Below are 20,075 nucleotides of genomic sequence, written 5' to 3'. Positions count from 1 at the left end.
TGTTTTATGAGTGAGTGGTAGAGTAAGGTTGTTCCGAAAAGTGCAAATCCGTTATAATATTGTGCCTATTTGTGTGTTTTAAAAGAACTTTTTAGTGATTCTTTTGAGTTTCCTTTTTTCTAATTTTGTGCTATAAACAATTTAATATCGAAAACATGGCGAATAGACAACGATTTTACAAGGCATTCATAGTGTTAATCTTGATTTTGATGCATACAACGGCTTATGCTCAAGGGAAAGGCAGTCTTGTTGCTTATGATGATTGTGGAAGTACTTCTCATCAGCCGTTTCTAGTAGAGGGTCAGAGTTATATGTTTAGTTCAACCGATCGAACTTTGCCTTCTGAAGTTCTGTCTTGCGCTTATGGTACACGACTTATTTATGCTTTTGATAACATGGATATCCATGCTGATTATGACATGGAGGTCTCATTCTATTCCGATCAAGAGCGAGTGATTAGCATTCAGGCGGATGGCAATGTGGTTTGTCCCCCAATAAAACTGAAGACTAACCAGATGAAGAAAACGGTGATTACTTTGCCTCGTAAGTCGTATGCTTATGGTCAATTGGTCTTAATTATCGAAGCGCTTGAGGGCCCAAATGCAGTCGTTTCTGAAATCAAACTATTCTCCTCTAACCCTAAACAGTTGACCCCATTTGATGGCGATAAGAAAGATGCTCTTAAAGCGATGAAGACCTATGTCATCAATCGCCATGTAGAGGTTGAACCTCAACTTCCTATTTATACGCCCATACCGCAGCAGGTTAAAGACGTTTACGAACCTTCAATGACTCTTAGCACCAATTGGATGTTCTCACCCGATGATCATTCTGATGATTGGCAGCCGATCAACGTACCAGGTGAATGGGCCATGCAGGGTTTTAAGGTCGATTCGGCTCAATGGGCCCGTTATAAAACCTCTTTTTCTGTTCCGAATTCGTGGTTGTCTAACCGTGTGAAGCTACGTTTTGATGGTGTACACAGTGAGTATCATGTTTATGTGAATGATCGTGAGGTTGGGTATCATTTGGGAGGCATGACTCCTTATGAAATGGATATCACTGACAATTTAAAGCCGAATGAAAATGTGTTGTCTTTAAAGGTGCGTAGCGAATCGTTAGCCGATATGCTAGGGAGTTTGACACAATATGCGGCTCATCAGTTAGGAGGCATTACGCGTAAAGTCAGATTGTTTACGGTACCCGATTTGCATCTTACGGATTTGAGAGTGGTGACCGATTTGGATGAGGCTTATCGCGATGCTCAATTGAAGGTCTTTTTAAAGATACAGAACTCCTCTCGAGTAGATTACACGAAGGCTTCGGTTCGCGTGATGTTAGAAGGATATCATGTCTATGCGACTCAACCTCTTCCACTCATTAAAGCCGGCGAGACTTGGCAAGGATGGGTTGAGATGAAAGTCGATCAACCTCGCTTGTGGGACAATGAGCATCCTAATTTATATACCCTGACGACTCGTCTTTATCTGAATGATACCTTAGCCGAAAGTGTCGATAAAAAGATTGGTTTCCGTGAAGTTGAAGTCAGAGGGAATGAACTGATCGTTAACGGAAAAGCGGTTAAGCTACATGGCGTTTGTCGTCACGAGGTTCATCCGTTGATGGGTAGAACCTTATCGCCCGAACTTTGGAAAAAAGATGTGGAGCTTTATCGTAACGGTAACTGTAACTTTATTCGTACTTCACATTATCCACCGGCTGAAGAGTTTATCGAATTATGTGATGAGATGGGACTATTTGTCGAAGTCGAATCGCCTGTTTGCTGGATTGGTCATCATGCCAATGAGAATTGGAAGAAGCTGAATTATAGAGATCCATCGTATTATGCTTATGTGTTACAGGCGAACATGGAAACGATTCATTTTTATCGTAACCATCCGTCTATCTTATTCTGGTCTATGGCCAATGAATCGTATTGGAATAAAGAGTTTGCTCAAGTTGGAGAGTATATGAAACAGGCGGATACCACTCGTCCTTACGCGTTCCATGATCAAGCTTATGGTGGATTTAATAATCAAGGTAGTGATGCGCCGATCGCTAATATTCATTATCCTGGTCCCGATGGTTATAAGGTTGCCGCTGAAAGCAAACGGCCGATGACGTATGGTGAGTTTTGTCATTTGAACGTTTATAATCGCAGTGAACTGGTTACTGATCCCGGGGTGCGAAGTGACTGGGCTTTAGCCTTAGCTCCAACATGGGAGAATATGTATAAGACTAAAGGAGTACTTGGTGGATCTATTTGGTCCGGGATTGATGATATTTTTCAACTACCTGACGGGAATGCCGTCGGTTATGGCGCATGGGGAATTATTGATGGTTGGAGACGCCCTAAACCTGAATATTGGGATATGAAGAAGACTTACAGTCCGGTAAAGGTGTTGACGAAGACATTAGATCAGGTTTCCGAATGGACTATTGATGTGGAGAATCGTTATCAGTTTATGGATTTGGCCGAATTAAAAGTACGTTGGACGTTCGGTGAAGAGAGTGGTTATGCTTCTTTATCTGCTCAGCCTGGTCAGACCGGTACGATGAAGATTAAAGCGGATCAGCCTCAAACCGCTCATGCCTTATCACTCCACTTTATTGATCCTCGTGGCTTCGAGGTGGATACTTACGTAATTCCTGTAGGAGAACAGTTGGCCAATAAAGTGGAAAGTATGGCGAAGATTAAAACTAAACTTTTTAGTCGTAAAACAGCGTTTAAAATCACCGGAAAGGGATTTGAGTGTCTGATCAGCAAATCTAACGGACAAGTTCTTTCTTTAAAGAAGGAAGGACAAGAGGTGGTCACCGGCGGACCTTGGTTGATGGCTCTCCCGCTTACGGGGGGAGGGTGTTATCCTAATCATAATGCACATACCCCTGCCTTTAATGAGGTTTGTAGTGAATGGCAAGTCGAAAAGATCACAGCGAATCAAGTGGATACGGATGTTGTTGTAACGGTTGTTGGCTCATATCAAGAATTTAAAGGAGAGTATTCATTGATCATCAATGCAAATGGTGAACTAAGCGTCGATTACAAGTTTGAAGCTCTGGCTGATGTTGATCCTCGTCAGTGGGGATTGGTGTTCGAAGCGCCTCTTTCTTATGATCAATTATTCTGGAGACGTAATGGACTGTGGAGTGTTTATCCCGATGATCATATCGGACGTACATCAGGAGAGGCTTTATTGAAGTATAATTTAGTGCCTGATTCTGTTTCTTCCCGTACGGCTCCCACTTGGGCGTGGAGTTATGACGCCAATGAATTAGGTAGTAATGATTTCCGCTCAACACGTAAGAATATCTGGTTTGCCGGGTTAAAGAGTGCGACTGCCAATCGTGAACTGATCATCATTTCCAATGGAAAGCAACATTGGAGATCGTGGAAAGAGGGTAATCACATCCATTTCTTAGTGGCGGATTTTGTTTCACCGGGAAATGAAATGTTTTTGGGAAGCTATTATTCAAAATATCGTCGACCGATTAAAAAGGGAGATGTGATAAAGGGATCTATTAAAATGAGGACGAAATGATGGAAGAAGCGAATAATAAATTATTTGATAAGTTGAACAGCATTGTTCAAAATTTAAAAGGACAACGACTGGCCGATGTGTTTCGATTCATCTCGTTTGTGCCTACGGAGAAGTATTTTGAACATCAGCATCATCGCATTGAAATCAATTATGTAAAGAAAGGGAGTTGCATCATTCAATTGCAAAATGAAAGTATCAGCTTTAAGGAAGATGATTTGATGATTATCTGCCCTGATGTGATACACTCTTTTCAGGCAGGTAATGATGGGTGTACTTTGATGCAACTCGAATTTTTGCCGGAAGTCTTTGATGATTTTACGAGTGTGTTGGCTGTGGGTGAGTCCGACTTGTTTACTCCCCTGAGTTTATTCTCTGCCACAAATAGTGTGATCAAAATTGTCAATAATGTGAGAATCATGAGGGCTATTCAACGTATTGTAACGGAGCTAAACACAAAGAAAGCCTATTACGATTACTTGGTGTTGATGTATTATGCCGAATTGTTGATTCTGATTTATCGGCACATGGATGAGGCTTATCTGCCTATTGGATCTAACCCTGCGATGACGAAAGCGATTCGGTTTATTCGCGAGAATTTTAAGAAAGAAATTTCAATAACACAGGTTGCTGATGAAGCTCAGATCAGTGAACGTTACTTACGCAAGATTTTTGCTGAACATTTAAACTTAGCCCCCATAGAGTATCTGAATCAAATAAGAATTAATCATGCCATTGAACTTTTGAGAATCAGTGAATTGAGTATAAAGGAGATCTGTTACGAATCTGGATTCCAGTCTCCTCAATACTTTTCACGCATCTTTAAAAAGCAAGTTGGCGTGAATCCTCGAAAAATAAATCATAAATAGTATTCATATAAAATGAAAGAATGGAGTAGTGATAGCGAGCTTTTTGCGCTTGCTCATAAGGAGTTGTATACCGCTGTAGTGGGTGATATTATGGATAAGATGCAGTATACGCATCAGTTTTTACCCCCTTGTATTCGTCCGTTGCGCGATGATATGTTCTTAATCGGGCGTGCGATGACGGTTCTGGAGGCTGACGTGATTGAGAATCAGGGAAATGTTGGAAACAATCCGTTGCTTCAACGTTCCTTTGGGTTGATGTTGGAGGCTCTGGACGATTTGAAAGAGAATGAGGTTTATATTTGCTCGGGATCGTCACCCAATTACGCCTTATGGGGCGAGTTGATGAGTGCACGGGCTATTCAATGCAAAGCTGCCGGAGCAGTTGTTAATGGTTATTCTAGAGATACGAATGGTATTCTTGATCTTGATTTTCCTTGTTTCTCTTATGGCCCCTATGCTCAAGACCAAGCCCCTCGGGGAAAAGTGATTGACTTTAGAGTGCCGATTGAGATTGAAAAAGTCCGTGTAAATTGCGGTGATGTCATCATTGGCGACATTGATGGGGTCTGTGTGGTTCCACAAGAGATCGAAGAAGAGGTTTTTACTCGTGCTCTTGAGAAAGCACGCGGCGAACGTATGGTTCTCAAAAAGATCAAAGAGGGAATGAAGGCTCGTGAAGCTTTCGATAAGTATGGAATTATGTAGTTCTTTGAATAGAAACGATTTTGATAAGAATAAAATAAGATAGTATTATGAAAATTACAGATGTTAAAGTGTGGCTGGTTCAAGGCGTTAAATATAATTGGACTTTATTAAAGATTTATACGGATGAAGGTTATACCGGTGTGGGTGAGGCAACGAACTGGCCGGGTAGCCCGGTTATCTATGAGGCTGCTAAACATATTGGTCAGCGCATTATTGGGTTGGACCCGATGAAGACCGATTTTATCTGGACGAAGTTATATCGCGACTTAAACTGGATTGGTCCGTATGGGGCTAGCATGTGTGCAATCAGTGGCATTGATATGGCGTTGCTTGATTTGAAAGGAAAAGTCTTGGGAGTGCCATGTTACGAATTATTGGGTGGCGCTTACCGCAAAGATATCTTATTGTACGCCAACTATTGGTTTACCGGTGGTGGTCATAACGAACAAGACTATGCTGACCAAGCGCGTAAGGTGATGGATGCCGGGTTTACCGGATTAAAATTCGATCCGTTTGCTCATACGAACTATTTTTATGGCGAGGATTTGGCTTCAAACTTGACGTTGAGTGCGAAACAACAAGATTTGGCCTTTAATGTATCGAAAGCGGTGCGTGATGCTGTTGGGCCTGAGGTTGATATTATGATTGAGACGCATGCGATGTTGAACTATCGTATTGCGGTTAAGATGGCGGAACGTTTGGCCAAACTCGATATAACCTGGTATGAGGAACCTGCCGGTCCGGAAAGTGCACAGACACTTCGGGCGATGCGCGAACGTATTCCTTCGGATGTGGCTATTTGTGTTGGCGAACGTCACTATACGCGTTATGGTATCCGACCTATTCTTGAAAAGCATGTTTGTGATGTGATCATGCCGGATATTACCCGTTGTGGTGGTCCTTCAGAAATGAAACGGATGGCGACTATGGCCGAAGCTTACAATGTATTGATTGCTCCGCATAATCCGAATGGTCCGTTGTCGACTTTAGCTTCTTCACATGTTTGTGCGGCTATACCGAACTTCTTCCGTCAAGAGTTTATGTTTAATGATGTCGCATGGCGTGATACAGTGATCGATCATCCGATTGCTGAGATGGTGTACGATGGCATGTTACATTTGTCCGATCGTCCGGGCTTGGGTGTCGATTTGGTTGAAGAGGAAATGGAGGCTCATCCGGGAATTACAGAAAATGCTCCTGATAACTTTTATATTTAGTAGAGCATGAGTTTTAATATTGATTTTAGTGATAAAGTTGTTCTGATCACAGGGGTCTCGTCTGGTATTGGATTGGGAGTTGCCCGTTCTTTTGCGCATGCGGGAGCAATTGTGGTTGGATGCTCAAGAAAACCTTGTGGTGATCAGACTGTCGATCGTTTCAAAGAAACGGTCGAGTTGGCAGGCGGAAAAGCTCATTATGTACAGGTTGATGTGACTAATCCGAGCGATTTAGTGCATTATATTGATGAGACAGTAGCCCGGTTTGGACGAATAGATGTGGTGGTGTCGAATGCAGGAGTGAATGTGTTCGAAGGAGCAGAAGGATGTAGCGAAGAGAAATGGCAATATAACCTCGATCTCAATTTAGCGTCTCATTGGCGATTGGCTAAGGCGGCTAAACCTTATTTGGAGGCGAGTGATCATGGGGTGGTGTTGCTGATGACCTCAAACCATGCTTATAGCTCAATCCCCGGGTGTTTTCCTTATAATGTGACAAAAACTGCTATTACAGGATTGGTACGAAGTTTGACCATCGAATGGGGACCTAAAATACGTACGGTAGGGGTTGCTCCGGGATTTATTGATACTCCCGGAAATGATTCTTGGTTTAATTCATTCCCCGATCCGGAGGCAGAGCGCCAGCGTACGATTGACTTGCATCCTGTTAAGAAGATCGGAACGGTCGATGAAGTGGGCGACCTTTGTGTTTATCTAGCATCACCTACGGCTTCGTTTATTAGTGGAACAACGATCTTGATGGATGGTGGACGGTCTGCTTTGATGCAAGACGATTAACTTAATACTTTTACCATGACTGCACAACTATTTTATAACGACAAGAACATGACTGGTGAGGGAGCAATATGGCTTCCTGATTTATCTCTTTTTTTATGGGTCGATATCGAGGGAAGAACACTTCATGAGTACAACACTATAACCAAGACTTTTCAGCATCATGTGTTTAATGCAATGCTTTCGTCTATCGTTCCGTTTGCAGGGGATGTCGTGTTGCTTTTTCTTCAAGATCGAATTTTAAAGTTTCATTTTTCTACCGGTGAAGAAGAGCTTTTGCTCAATCTGCCTTTTCCTTCTAACCAGCGTCCTAATGATGCGAAGGCTTCTCCCGATGGACGTTTGTTTATGGGGGTTATGCAACTATCCGACTATGAGAATAATGGTGCGTTATATCGTATAGATGGTGACTTGACTCTTCATCGGGTGGTCGACCGACAATCCATTCCTAACGGTATCGTTTGGGATCCGGCATTGGACGTTATGTATTATGTCGATTCATTGAGAAGATGTATTGAACGTTATGGCTATGATCCTGAAACTGGTGAGCTCGATTATCAAGGCGTGGCTGTTCAGGTGCCCGAGGCTTTCGGTGTGCCTGATGGTATGACAATCGATAGTGAAGGCAACTTATGGGTGGCTCATTGGGGAGGATTCGGCGTGTATGTTTGGAATCCAACAAACGGAGAATTGATTCATAAAGTGGAAGTTCCCGTTCCTAATGTGGCTTCTTGCACCTTTGGTAAGGATGGGGTGCTGTATATCACCACTGCTCGTGCCGGATTGAATGAAGCTGAATTGGAACAGTATCCATTAAGTGGAAGTCTATTTACTTGCCAAACAACGGTGCGTGCGGGACAGAATCATTATTCTTTTAAGCGAAAGGAGGAACAAGTATGAGTTTATCGTTTTGGGATTTATTGATTTTTGTGGTTTATTGTTGTCTTGTTCTTTTTATTGGTCTGTTTGTATCTCGAAAGAAAAGCGGACAGATTGAAAGTGCCGATAACTATTTTCTAGCAGGTAGAGGGTTGTCTTGGTGGGCCATTGGAGCTTCCATCATTGCATCGAACATCTCTGCGGAACAGTTTGTCGGAATGAGCGGTTCCGGATATGCGATTGGATTGGCCATGGCGACTTATGAATGGATTGCGGCTTTGGGGTTGATTATTGTCGCCAAATGGTTTATGCCTATTTTCTTAAAACGTCAGATTATGACGATGCCGCAGTTCCTTGAGGTGAGGTTCGATAAACGTGTCAAAACAGTTATGGCCGTTTTCTGGCTCTTGGTTTTCATCTTTATCAACCTGACTTCCATTCTTTACTTAGGTGCGTTGACCATTCAGAATATTGTTGGAGTTCCATTGATTTATGGGGTGCTTGGCTTGGCTTTGTTTGCTGTGGCTTATTCCATTAAAGGCGGGCTCAAAGCTGTCGCGCTTACCGATGTGATTCAAGTGGTTTTCTTGGTTTTAGGGGGACTCTTCACGACGGTTATCGCACTGAATTTGTTGGGCGAAGGACAAGGCTTTTTACAAGGCTGTACCAATCTTTACGAGCGGGCGTCAGATAAGTTTCACCTAATACTCGATCCTTCTCATCCTGGATATGCCGATTTGCCTGGTATTTCTGTGATTGTTGGCGGATTGTGGGTGGCTAATCTTTACTATTGGGGATGTAATCAATATATTATCCAACGAGCATTGGCGGCAAAAAGTATTTCTGAGGCTCAACGCGGTATGGCTTTTGCCGGCATTGTGAAGTTGTTTATACCTCTTCTGGTGGTTATCCCTGGGATTGCTGCTTTTGCTCTTGATGCACCTTTAGCCAAATCGGATGCTGCCTATCCCTGGTTGGTTAGTACATTGTTGCCGGTTGGTATTAAGGGGTTGGCTTTTGCTGCATTGACAGCGGCTATTGTTAGTTCATTAGCTTCTATAATGAATAGCATTTCTACAATTTTCACAATGGATATTTATAAAGGGTATGTAGCTCCTCAAGCCGATAATCACAGATTAGTGAAGGTTGGTAAGGCGACTAACCTTATTGCGATGGGGATTGGCGTGGTTATTTCTCCTTTCTTGTCCGGATTGGATCAAGCTTTTCAATACATTCAGGAGTTTACAGGATTCGTCAGTCCGGGAGCATTAAGTATTTTCCTTGCCGGATTCTTCTATAAACGAGCAACAGCCAATGGCGCTTTAGCAGCAGCTTTAGGATCGTTTGTTTTCTCTACTGTTTTAAAACTGATGATGCCTGGCTTACCTTGGATGGATCGTATGGGAATTGTCTTTTTGCTTTGTTGCGGGTTGATTGTGCTTATGGGGAAAGTTAACCCCAAAGGGACTGAATCTGAAGCAATGCTTAGTCGGTCACTGTTTAAAACCGACCGTGTCTTTAATGTGATGGCCGTCGTGATAATGTTGGTCCTTATATTCTTTTATACTTTGTGGTGGTAACTAAAATCAATAACAATGAATAGAAAATCTAAGATTTTTTTGCTCCTTTTTGTTCTCTTTCTTGCTGCATACGATGCTTATGCTCAAGTATCGGTGTTTGTGAAACCCGATAAGGTCGCGGGGGTGCAACGTCAACAGTTTTCCTTGAGTGGCTCATGGCAATTCCAATTTACTCCCAAGGGAACGTGGTATACCGTTAAGGTGCCCGGGGAATTAGCAATGCAAGGGTTCGGCATCGAACATGATAAGCCTTATCTCTATCGACGTGAATTTGTTTTGCCAAGCGACTTTAAAGGAAAGAATACGATCATTCGTTTTGATGGGGTCTATTCGTATGCTCGTTTGTTTGTAAACGGTCAGTTTGTGCGTGATCACTTTGGAGGATTTACGCGTTGGGAAGCCGATATTACTTCGTTTGTTCAGACAGGACGGAAAAATGAAATCCGCCTTGAGGTAACTGATCGGAAGGATGATATTTCGTATGCTTCGGGTTATGCTCATCATCCTATTGGAGGCATTTTGCGAGAAGTCTCAATTTATGCTTTACCACAAACTAGGCTTACGGATCTGAAGATTGAAACACATCTTGACTCGACTTATACCGATGCTAAGCTTCGTTTGTCGATGGAGGCTTCTGCTACTGCTCAAATAAAATATCAATTGATTGATCCTTCCGGGAAATCAGTGACGCTACAGAATGCAACTCTATCGTTGGGTATTGGAGCAAATAATCATGAGTTTGCGATTTCTCATCCGATGAAGTGGGACGCTGAACATCCAAATCTGTATACACTCTTGGTGGATGTTGATCCGGGTACTGATCGTCATTACAGTTTCGCCAAGAAGATTGGGTTCCGTGAGATTAAGGTTATAGGGAATCGAATGTTGGTGAATGGCTCACCGGTTAAACTTCGTGGAGCTTGTCGCCACGATATTCACCCGACTTTAGGACGGTCGACTAATCGTGAGTTAGATAGTTTAGATGTGGCTTTATTCAAACGGTCAAACATGAATTTTGTTCGTACCTCTCATTATCCTCCTGCAGAAGATTTTATGAATTTTTGTGATGAGATGGGCATTTATGTGGAATGCGAAACAGCTGTTTGCTTTGTGAGTACTTATCGCCAGAAGAATTATGCTCCGGGAACGAGCCAAAGTGATGAAGCGTTTGCTTCGCATTATATGAGTCAGATGCAAGAGATGGTGAAGACTTTTGCAAATCATAGTTCGGTACTTTTCTGGTCGATTGGCAATGAGAGTACTTATGGCACTAATTTTCAATCGACTTACGACTGGACGAAGGGATGGGATCGGACTCGTCCCGTTATTTTTAGTTATCCGGGAACAGTTCCTAAAGATAAAGTTTGCTATGACTTGCTAAGTTTCCATTATCCTGGAGTTGATGGAAATATGGAGCAGTTTGGACCGTCAACTCGAGGTTTCCAAACCGCAAAATATCCGAGTATCTTTGACGAGTGGGCTCACGTGCCATGCTATACGTATACCACGCTACAAGATGACCCAAATATTCGGGAGTTTTGGGGAGCATCGCTCGATAAGATGTGGAGTCATTTGTTCGATGCTACCGGTGGACTTGGCGGTGCGATTTGGGGATATATAGATGAAACATTTATGATTCCCGATTTGAAAGAGGGTACTCCGTATTGGATTCAATTTGCTCGTACTTCCAAACCCAAGGAGTTTGAGGGAAAATGTGTGGGTTATGGCGAATGGGGCATTGTTGATGTGTGGCGTCGTGAAAAGCCGGAATTCTGGGGAACAAAGAAAGCCTATTCTCCGATTCGGGTGCTACAAACAACATTCTCGTCGTTTACTTCTGATGCTCCACTTTATGTACCGGTTTACAATCGCTTTGATCATACAAGCTTGAATGAGGTGACAATGAAACTTCATTATAAGGGTCAAGTACAGAGTATGCGTTTGCCATCCATCCTTCCTCATCAGAAAGGTGCTTTAATCATCCCTGCCAATGATTGGAAATCTGGCGATACAGTCCTACTCGAGTTTTTTAATACTCAAGGAGAACTGATCGATGCTGAACAGCTGACCTTAGGAGCAGAGGCTCACAAATTGCCTATGAATCTGTCGAAAGAAGAGTTAGCTGTGATCGATAATCCTGATTATTTGACGATTCGAGGAGCGACTTTCGAGATTCCGTTTAACAAAGCGACCGGTCTCATCGAGAAGGCTACATCCCACGGTAAGGTGGTGATCGATAAAGGTCCGTTTATTAATCTTGATCTGAACTTCAATCACAACACCGGACCCGAAGTGCGTGAAAAAGCACGCAACTTTATTTTGGACGACCAAACTTGGAATAAACAATCGTTGACTTGGAAAAAGATGGGATCAACCGTTCAAGTTCGTTTAGTTGGTACTTATCGCAATATAACCGTCACATACAACATTAAAATAGAATCGACAGGACAATGCTCTTTCTCTTTCCAAACCGTAGGTGAGCCTAATGGCTGGTTACGCGAATCCGGAGCGAAGTTTTATCTTCCGAAAGAGATGAGCGGGCTCTCATGGAAGCGTAAAGGGTATTGGAGTTATTATCCGGCTTATAGTTTTGCGGGCAATGAAGGGCAAACCTCTTTGTATAATGCTCATGCAGTTGCTTATGGTGCTGATCCAAAACAGAGTTGGGGAGAGGATACTCGTAATTATTATTATTTTGCCGATAAGGGAGCTATTTGCGATCGTCCGCTTACCAATAGGGCCAAAGGAATGAAAGAAAACGTTTGGCAGTATACGGTTGCTCGTGATCAAAAGGCTGCAATTAAGGTTATCTCTGCAGATGCTTCTCTAGGTTGTAGATTGAATAAGATGGCCGATGAACGTTTGTTGCTATATGTCAATACACGCTGGGATTATCCTGAGATTGGTTGGGGAGATTATTGTAAGACACTAGATGCGTCTCCAAACTATGGACACATCACCTTGCAGTTCTAAATCCGGTTATTCATTATAACTAAATGATACCGATTTAAAAGCCTAATTCGGCAAATGACTTAAAAATGGTCCTTTATTTGAGCATGCTTTATTAATGATGTATGCCCAAATAAGGGACTATTTAGCTTTTGAATTACGGTTTATATTCCTATTTTTGTGCATCCTAATTAATCTAACTAACAAACGAACAATGAGAAGACTTTTTTTATTATGTACCTTGGCTGTAGGGCTTGTGATGAATCTAACGGCTTATGGGGCTACTGATTCCAACAAAATATCGAAATTAAAGAAAGCCAAAAGTGTGGTAATCACTTATCAGTCGTCGAGTGATGGAAAGGTGTATCCCGGAAAATTACTGATGACGATTTGTGGGCAGGAGGTGCTTATTGCATCGGCTGAAGAGAATCAGACAGAGAGTCGCGGCTTACAAGAGAAGAGCTTTGTCGACTATGGGGCGATGAAGAGTTATAGCCGTACGGAACTTCCTAATGGGGAGGTGATCGCAATGGCGAACGATTTTAAATTTAATACGGGGCTGACTGTTGTCGGTGAGGAGACCATTCTCGGTTTAAAATGTACGGTCGTGCAGACGATGATCAATTCGAATACGATCAAAGTTTGGTATACAAAGGAGTTGCCTTTTATGGGAACACCAAGAGCGAGTGTCGGTGTGCCCGATGGATTGGTCTTGAAGATCACTTATAACGGCAATCGTGCGTTGACGGCTTCGCTCATCGAACCTTCAAAGAAGATGGTGAAGTTATTACCGGAATCATGGGGGAAAGTGATGGATGCGGCCCATTATCGCTTTGCCATTAATAATAGTGGAGTAGAAACAATTCCGGTGTTTACCGATGGACGAATTCATTTCACCGGAGAAAAGATGCCTGAGACGCTTGAGGCCGATAAGGTCTACAACGTTGGAGGAGGTACGGTTATCTTGAAGAAGGTCACTCTTCCAAAGAATGTTGATGGAAAAGCCATCTTTGCTGAATTGATTCAATGCTCGGATGGTGATGCATACGATCGCACCGGGTCCGTTTTTGTGGTTCCAACCGATAAACCTTTGTCGTATCTTGATGCCATGCGTGCTCTGAAATCGGTACCGGCTTTTGTGTCGAATGGCGTGGAATATCCGGCTTTGATCTCAACACCCGATTATAGCACTCCGGTTGAGTTGATGCGTTTCTTTACCTCTTTCGGTGTCGGCAAGTTCAATCATATTAAGGTACCCGGACAACAATGGGCCGACTCGGTGATTTATAAAACAGACGTGACGGCTTTGGCTTCACTCTTAACCGGTGAGGTATGGATTGGTGCATATATCGGCAACTGGGATAAGAACGGACATAAGGTGAACTTGCGATTGAAGTATTATCCTGATGGCAGAGGAGAGCGTGAATTGAAAGTGATGCCGTTGTTTAATACGGTGAATTATATGGAACAGGCGGGACAACCTTATCCGACGTTCATGGATAAAGACTCATTGCGGGTGACTTTCACTCTCAAAGAGGCGGTGAAAGAAGCTAAATTGTTTTATCTGACCACCGGTCATGGAGGTTGGGATAATGGCGATGAGTTTAATCCCAAACTGAATACGATTTATATGGATGGTGCGAAAGTGATCTCGTTCATTCCTTGGAGAGATGATTGTGGTACTTATCGCAACTGGAATCCGGCATCGGGCAACTTTAGTAACGGACAGAGTTCATCGGACTTGAGCCGCTCGAATTGGTGTCCGGGTACGGTTACTAATCCGGATTACATCTATCTGGGCGATTTGGAAGCCGGTGAGCATACGCTATCGGTGAAGATTCCTCTAGGTCCTAGAGAAGGGGGTAGCTTTAGCTACTGGTGCATCTCCGGGGCATTACTCTATAAGTAAATTATACGAATCCTTTATCCGCCAAACTTCGTTAACCGAGGTTTGGCGGTGTAATATCTGAATCTATGTTGAACATGAAACGTTTCTATGCTTTGTGGTTGGTGGTGGTTTGTGCTACGGTTGAGATTGTAGCTTGCACCACAGCAGTTATTTCCGGACGCTATACGCCCGATGGTAAACCGATGTTGTGGAAAGTACGCGACACGGAGAGTTTGAACAATAAGATGATGTATATTGACTCGGGTCGATATGCTTTCATTGGGTTGGTCAATACGGAAGATACCGGTGGCAGTCAGGTTTGGGCCGGAAGTAATGAGGTGGGCTTCGCCATCATGAATAGTGCGTCGTTCAACGTGAACGTCAATGACTCGTCAGCTTTAAAAGATCAGGAAGGTTTCTTTATGAAGAAGGCGTTGGCAACGTGTGCAACGTTGGCCGATTTTGAGGCGCTTCTCCAACAAACCTCTAAACCGATGGGGCTGGCTGCTCACTTTGGGGTGATCGATGGTGAAGGTGGAGCCGCGTTTTATGAGGTGAACAACCGTACCTTTACAAAGTTTGATGCTAACGACCAACAGACGGCACCTTGTGGCTATGTGTTGCGTACGAACTTCTCGTTTACCGGTGAAAAGGATAAAGGATTGGGCTATTGTCGTTTTCAGACAGCACAAGACTTGTTGATGCAGGGGTATATGACCAATCGCTTATCTCCTGCCACATTCTTGCAAGAGTACAGCCGTTGTTTCAAACATGCTTTCCTCAATTGTGATTATCGTATGACTTTTGAGAAGGGAGCAAATGGTGAGATGCCTTTTATCAATGTCAGCGATCTGATTACGCGCCACGACACCTCATCGGCCATTGTGATTGAAGGCGTTAAGGCGTCCGAGTCGAAAGATATGAGTACCATCTGGGTACAGGTTGGTTTCCCGGAGACGTGTGTCAGCTTTCCGTTGTGGGTGCGTGCGGGCAAAGTGTTACCGAAGATGTTGACACCCGATAAGGAGAATCGGGTGCCACTTTCCGATTGGGCTATGGCGTGGAAGTCGCGTTGTTTTCCGATGAAAACAGTTGAGCAGTATCGTTATCTGAACTTGTCGTTGTTGGTGAATGCCGAAAAGACTGGTTTCTTACAACGGATCGAACAGCTAGAGAATGGACTGTTCGATGAACTGTCGACGCGACGTCAGGCATGGGCACAGCGTACACCTACGGTAGCCGAACTTCAAGAGGTTTATCGATTTTGGAGTCAACGGGTAGAGGCGTTTTATCTTCACCCGTAAATCATGATCTGAGCTCTTTCTTTGCTTTTTAGATCTCCTTAGGTCTCTGGGCCTTTGGCTTTTATGATATTGACCATACTGATCCTCTGAGTTTCTTGGAGGATCTTTTTCATTTGCTCCTTCTTCTCTTTCTCCTTCTCTATCTTTTTCTCTTCTTCCTTCCTCTTCTTTCCCTTTATGATCTCTTCTTTCTGACTATTTTCCCAAATCTTTTCTAGGGTTGTAACATAAGTTACAGAATTGGGGTGAACTAACAGCGTACTTTTGTGTTGTTATTAGAAAACAATCATTTAAAAATACGTAGAAATTATGAGTATGTTCTGTTATCAATGTCAAGAAACAGCCATGGGAACCGGTTGTATTTTAAAAGGTGTATGTGGCAAAACGTCGGATGTATCGAACTTGCAAGATCTTCTACTTTTTGTAGTAAGAGGCTTGGCGGTCTATAATAAAGAGTTACGTCAACAAGGAAAGTCGTCCGAACGGGTGGATCAGTTCATTTATAACTCGTTGTTTACGACGATTACAAATGCCAATTTTGACAAAGCGGATATTATTGCTAAGATTAAAGACGGACTCTCGTTGAAGCGGGAGTTGGCTCAGCAAGTGACGCTGACGAATGCACCGGATGAATGCACTTGGGATGGATCGGAAGAGGAATTTGAGACCAAGGCCACTCACGTGGGAGTGTTGCGTACGGCGAACGAGGATATCCGATCGTTGAAAGAACTTGTGCATTATGGTCTGAAGGGAATTGCGGCTTATGCTGAACACGCTCATAATCTAGGTTTCAAATCGGATGAGGTGTTTGCGTTTATGCAGCATGCGTTGACTGAGTTGACACGTGACGATATTTCTGCTGATGAGTTGGTGGCACTAACGCTTGAGACCGGTCGTTTCGGGGTGCAAGTGATGGCACTTCTCGACCAAGCTAACACCGCAACTTTCGGTCAGCCGGAAATCTCTCAAGTGAGCCTTGGGGTTGGTACACGTCCGGGAATCTTAGTCAGTGGACACGATTTGCGCGATTTGGAAGAATTGCTCCAACAGTCGGAAGGTAAGGGAATCGACATTTATACGCATAGTGAAATGTTACCGGCTCACTACTATCCGAAATTGAAGAAATATTCTCATTTGGTTGGTAATTACGGTAATGCTTGGTGGAAGCAAAAAGAGGAATTCGAAAGCTTCAACGGACCGGTATTATTTACGAGCAACTGTATTGTTCCACCTCGTCAGAATGCAACTTATCTCGATCGTATCTATGTGACGGGAGCTTGTGGACTAGAGGGTGCACATTACATTCCTGAACGCGTGAACGATGAACCGAAAGATTTCTCGGCATTGATAGCCCATGCTCAGAAGTGTCCGGCTCCGACGGGTATTGAAGAGGGTAGCTTGGTCGGTGGTTTTGCCCACGGTCAGGTGTTGGCTCTTGCCGATAAGGTCGTCGATGCGGTGAAGAGTGGAGCGATCCGTAAGTTCTTCGTGATGGCTGGTTGCGACGGTCGTATGAAGAGTCGCGATTATTATACTGAGTTTGCTCGTCGCTTACCTCAAGACACCGTGATCTTGACGGCCGGATGTGCGAAGTATCGCTATAACAAATTGCCTTTAGGCGATATTAACGGTATCCCTCGCGTACTCGATGCGGGACAATGTAACGATAGTTATTCATTGGCGGTGATTGCCTTGAAGTTGAAAGAGGTGTTTGGTTTGGACGACGTGAACGACTTGCCAATCGTTTATAATATTGCTTGGTACGAACAAAAAGCGGTCATTGTCCTTTTGGCGTTGTTGTCGCTTGGAGTAAAGCATATTCACTTGGGACCTACACTTCCGGGATTCTTATCGCCTAATGTAGCTAAGGTCTTGGTTGAGAACTTTGGTATTGGCGGTATCAGTACGGTTGATGAGGATTTAGTGAAATTCCTCGCTTAATCAAAGATACGTTCCTCCGACAAAATAGGAGGAGTTTCAAAATGTGATTGATAAATGGTCGGTCTGCTTCGAGGGAAGTGGACCGACTTTTTTCGTTTAGTGAAGGGGGAGAAGGCTTGTGTCTACGATATGAGAACGTGATCAGGGGGGGTAAAAATAAAATAGGTCTGCTGCGATGTGCAACAGGCCTATTATTTTTTTGAAGATATACAACTGCTTATTATTCAGCAGCAGCTTCAGTAGCTTCAGCAGCTGGAGCTTCTTCAGTTGCTTCTTCTGCAGGTGCTTCCGCAGCAGCAGCTTCAGCAGCCTCAGCAGCTTTCTTTTCAGCAAGTGCTTTAGCTTTTGTTTCGTTTACCTTCTTTTCTGCTTCTAAGCGAGCTTTAGCGTCTGCTTTTGCAGCTTCTTCTTGTTTTGCTTTGAATGCATCCAAACCTGATTGTTTGTTGTTCTTCCAAGCTTCGAATTTAGCTTCAGCTTCTGCTTCACCAAATGCACCCTTAGTCACACCACCTAACAAGTGTTTTTTCATGTAAATACCTTCGCGAGAAAGGATGGTACGTACAGTGTCTGTTGGTTGTGCACCTTTAAGTACCCATGATAATGCAGTTTCAAAATTCAAATCTACTGTAGCAGGATTGGTGTTTGGGTTGTATGTACCAATCTTCTCAATAAATTTACCATCACGTGGTGCTCTGCTGTCTGCAATAACAATTGAATAAAACGCGTAACTTTTACGTCCGTGTCTTTGCAATCTGATTTTAGTTGCCATTGTTTAAATAATATTTAATTAATGATTTGAATTATATGCTATTAACTCGTAATAGCGGGCGCAAATATACGGCTTTTATTTCGACCGACAAGTATTTTCTTCTTCTTTTTCGTGATTTTGCTATCGATAGGCTGTTTTCAAGTTCCACCTATTGATAATAAATGGTCAATAGTATGGCAATTTTTTGTCAATAGGTGGAACTTGAAGTGTCTTACGGTCGGGAATTTATTTTCTACCTAGGAAACTGTTTTTTCGACCGTAGGAAGTTTCGTGGGTGCTGTGGTGAATCTTTTTTGTTCCGTCTTTTACTGATTGCGGTAGACGGTTTTAGTCTTTAGGAATATCGTCTAGGGTAACGGAACAGAATCGCTAATATGGCGAAGAACCCCATCATAAACGGATAGTAAAGATAGCCGATGATGCTGATCGGAGAGATGTTGGCCAATCCCGCTGCAATGAGCATTTGTGCACCGTAAGGGATCAAACCTTGTGTGAGACACGAGAAGGTGTCGAGAATACTGGCGGTCTTCCGACGGTCGAGGTGGAACTTTTCGGCAATGTCTTTAGCGATGGGACCGGTGGTGATAATAGCGATGGTGTTATTGGCCGTACAGAGGTTGGCAATGCTCACTAGAGCAGCGATTGAGAACTCTGCCCCACGTTTACCGTTGACGTGGCGGGTCAGCTTTTGAATGATGAAATTGATGCCTCCGTTGTATCGAATGAGTTCGAGCATTCCTCCGGCCAATAAGGTAATGATGATCAGTTCTCCCATATCGGTGATGCCTTTTCCCATTGCACCGAACCAATCGAACAGACCCAAGCTACCCGTGCTCAGACCGATAATCGCGCTAGTAATGATACCCGTGGTTAACACTAAAACGACATTCAATCCGGCGATGGCTGTTCCCAAGACGATGAGATAGGGGATGACTTTGAGCCATTCGATCTCTTCAACGCTGTGCGGCGTATTGATCGATAAGCCATAGATGGTATAGATCACGGCCACGATAATGGCAGCCGGGACAACAATCATGGAGTTGATCTTGAATTTATCACGCATGACGCACCCTTGGGTTTTAGTCGAGGCAATAGTGGTGTCGGAGATAAAAGAGAGGTTGTCTCCGAAGAACGAACCGCCAATGACCACAGCTACCATAAAGGGAAGAGCAATATCGGTCTTTTCGGCCAATCCGATGGCTACGGGGGTGAGGGCAACGATGGTGCCGACACTGGTACCGATGGATAGTGAGATGAAACAGGCGGCTATGAATATTCCCGGCAATAGCAGATTATCGGGGAGGATATGCAGGGTGAGGTTGACGGTGGCATCTATCGCGCCCATGGCTTTGGCACTTTGTGCGAAGGCTCCGGCTAGGATGAAGATCCAGATCATCAGTATGATGTTTTTATTTGCTGCTCCGGAGGAGAAAAGTTGCAGGCGATGTTCCAAATCGATGCCGCGGGTTATGGCTAGAGCATAACCGGAAGAGATTAAAAAAGCCACGGTGATGGGAACTTTATAGAAGTCGTTGATGAGTAAAGAGGTGACGAGGTATAAACAGAGGAATACCACTAATGGGCTGAGTGCCCACCAACTTGATTTTTCGGTGTTTGATTGCATGAAACGTTATGTT

13 protein-coding genes are annotated in these 20,075 nt (G+C 43.6%); 11 read left to right on the top strand and 2 right to left on the bottom strand.

Going from position 1 to position 20,075, the window contains the following annotated elements; all coding sequences use genetic code 11:
* Positions 1–209: 209 nt before the first annotated feature.
* From AC4PG5_RS05615 to hcp, 11 genes are all read left to right on the top strand, one after another.
* Positions 210–3,542 (top strand): glycoside hydrolase family 2 protein, encoded by a 3,333-nt coding sequence (locus tag AC4PG5_RS05615; protein ID WP_492030444.1) that lies wholly within the window; start codon positions 210–212, stop codon positions 3,540–3,542.
* A complete protein-coding gene (locus tag AC4PG5_RS05610; protein ID WP_492030443.1) occupies positions 3,539–4,408 on the top strand; it encodes a helix-turn-helix domain-containing protein in 870 nt (289 codons plus the stop codon). Before AC4PG5_RS05615 ends, AC4PG5_RS05610 begins: the two co-directional genes overlap by 4 nt.
* A gap of 12 nt (positions 4,409–4,420) precedes the next feature.
* Complete coding sequence (locus AC4PG5_RS05605; protein ID WP_492030442.1) at positions 4,421–5,113, top strand: RraA family protein; 693 nt, start codon at positions 4,421–4,423, stop codon at positions 5,111–5,113.
* Between the two features lie 47 nt (positions 5,114–5,160).
* Positions 5,161–6,330 (top strand): mandelate racemase/muconate lactonizing enzyme family protein, encoded by a 1,170-nt coding sequence (locus AC4PG5_RS05600; protein ID WP_492030441.1) that lies wholly within the window; start codon positions 5,161–5,163, stop codon positions 6,328–6,330.
* A 6-nt stretch (positions 6,331–6,336) separates the two neighbouring features.
* Entirely contained in the window at positions 6,337–7,128 is a 792-nt protein-coding gene (locus AC4PG5_RS05595) for an SDR family NAD(P)-dependent oxidoreductase (RefSeq protein ID WP_492030440.1), read from the top strand.
* A 15-nt stretch (positions 7,129–7,143) separates the two neighbouring features.
* The gene (locus AC4PG5_RS05590; protein WP_492030439.1) at positions 7,144–8,025 is read left to right on the top strand and encodes an SMP-30/gluconolactonase/LRE family protein; all 882 of its coding nucleotides are present in this window, start codon (positions 7,144–7,146) and stop codon (positions 8,023–8,025) included.
* On the top strand, positions 8,022–9,584 hold the full coding sequence (locus AC4PG5_RS05585) for a sodium/sugar symporter (RefSeq protein ID WP_492030438.1): 1,563 nt from the start codon (positions 8,022–8,024) through the stop codon (positions 9,582–9,584). The genes AC4PG5_RS05590 and AC4PG5_RS05585 overlap by 4 nt, the downstream gene beginning before the upstream one ends.
* A 15-nt stretch (positions 9,585–9,599) precedes the next feature.
* Entirely contained in the window at positions 9,600–12,557 is a 2,958-nt protein-coding gene (locus AC4PG5_RS05580; RefSeq protein ID WP_492030437.1) for a glycoside hydrolase family 2 protein, read from the top strand.
* 190 nt (positions 12,558–12,747) lie between these two features.
* Positions 12,748–14,442 carry a peptide-N-glycosidase F-related protein gene (locus AC4PG5_RS05575; RefSeq protein WP_492030436.1) on the top strand — a complete coding sequence of 565 codons (1,695 nt, stop codon included), beginning with the start codon at positions 12,748–12,750 and terminating at the stop codon, positions 14,440–14,442.
* Positions 14,443–14,507: 65 nt separating this feature from the next.
* On the top strand, positions 14,508–15,725 hold the full coding sequence (locus AC4PG5_RS05570) for a hypothetical protein (protein ID WP_492030435.1): 1,218 nt from the start codon (positions 14,508–14,510) through the stop codon (positions 15,723–15,725).
* Positions 15,726–16,034: 309 nt separating this feature from the next.
* A complete protein-coding gene (gene hcp, locus AC4PG5_RS05565) occupies positions 16,035–17,666 on the top strand; it encodes a hydroxylamine reductase (protein ID WP_492030434.1) in 1,632 nt (543 codons plus the stop codon).
* Between the two features lie 220 nt (positions 17,667–17,886).
* Here hcp and AC4PG5_RS05560 read toward each other — a convergent pair whose 3' ends face one another.
* Complete coding sequence (locus tag AC4PG5_RS05560) at positions 17,887–18,438, bottom strand: 30S ribosomal protein S16 (protein WP_492030433.1); 552 nt, start codon at positions 18,436–18,438, stop codon at positions 17,887–17,889.
* 334 nt (positions 18,439–18,772) lie between these two features.
* Positions 18,773–20,062, bottom strand: a complete 1,290-nt coding sequence (locus AC4PG5_RS05555) for a Na+/H+ antiporter NhaC family protein (RefSeq protein ID WP_492030432.1) — start codon at positions 20,060–20,062, stop codon at positions 18,773–18,775.
* Positions 20,063–20,075 lie beyond the last annotated feature (13 nt).

This window comes from Bacteroides sp. QWL-09, assembly GCF_058683585.1.
The sequence above is the reverse complement of the archived record's forward strand: the minus strand, read 5'-3'. Positions and strand labels throughout refer to the sequence as shown.

Bases quoted from the DNA above. Each gene is read 5' to 3' on its own strand.
- AC4PG5_RS05615 (WP_492030444.1), top strand. From the start codon at position 210: ATGCATACAACGGCTTATGCTCAAGGGAAAGGCAGTCTTGTTGCTTAT.
- AC4PG5_RS05610 (WP_492030443.1), top strand. From the start codon at position 3,539: ATGATGGAAGAAGCGAATAATAAATTATTTGATAAGTTGAACAGCATT.
- AC4PG5_RS05605 (WP_492030442.1), top strand. From the start codon at position 4,421: ATGAAAGAATGGAGTAGTGATAGCGAGCTTTTTGCGCTTGCTCATAAG.
- AC4PG5_RS05600 (WP_492030441.1), top strand. From the start codon at position 5,161: ATGAAAATTACAGATGTTAAAGTGTGGCTGGTTCAAGGCGTTAAATAT.
- AC4PG5_RS05595 (WP_492030440.1), top strand. From the start codon at position 6,337: ATGAGTTTTAATATTGATTTTAGTGATAAAGTTGTTCTGATCACAGGG.
- AC4PG5_RS05590 (WP_492030439.1), top strand. From the start codon at position 7,144: ATGACTGCACAACTATTTTATAACGACAAGAACATGACTGGTGAGGGA.
- AC4PG5_RS05585 (WP_492030438.1), top strand. From the start codon at position 8,022: ATGAGTTTATCGTTTTGGGATTTATTGATTTTTGTGGTTTATTGTTGT.
- AC4PG5_RS05580 (WP_492030437.1), top strand. From the start codon at position 9,600: ATGAATAGAAAATCTAAGATTTTTTTGCTCCTTTTTGTTCTCTTTCTT.
- AC4PG5_RS05575 (WP_492030436.1), top strand. From the start codon at position 12,748: ATGAGAAGACTTTTTTTATTATGTACCTTGGCTGTAGGGCTTGTGATG.
- AC4PG5_RS05570 (WP_492030435.1), top strand. From the start codon at position 14,508: ATGTTGAACATGAAACGTTTCTATGCTTTGTGGTTGGTGGTGGTTTGT.
- hcp (WP_492030434.1), top strand. From the start codon at position 16,035: ATGAGTATGTTCTGTTATCAATGTCAAGAAACAGCCATGGGAACCGGT.
- AC4PG5_RS05560 (WP_492030433.1), bottom strand. From the start codon at position 18,438: ATGGCAACTAAAATCAGATTGCAAAGACACGGACGTAAAAGTTACGCG.
- AC4PG5_RS05555 (WP_492030432.1), bottom strand. From the start codon at position 20,062: ATGCAATCAAACACCGAAAAATCAAGTTGGTGGGCACTCAGCCCATTA.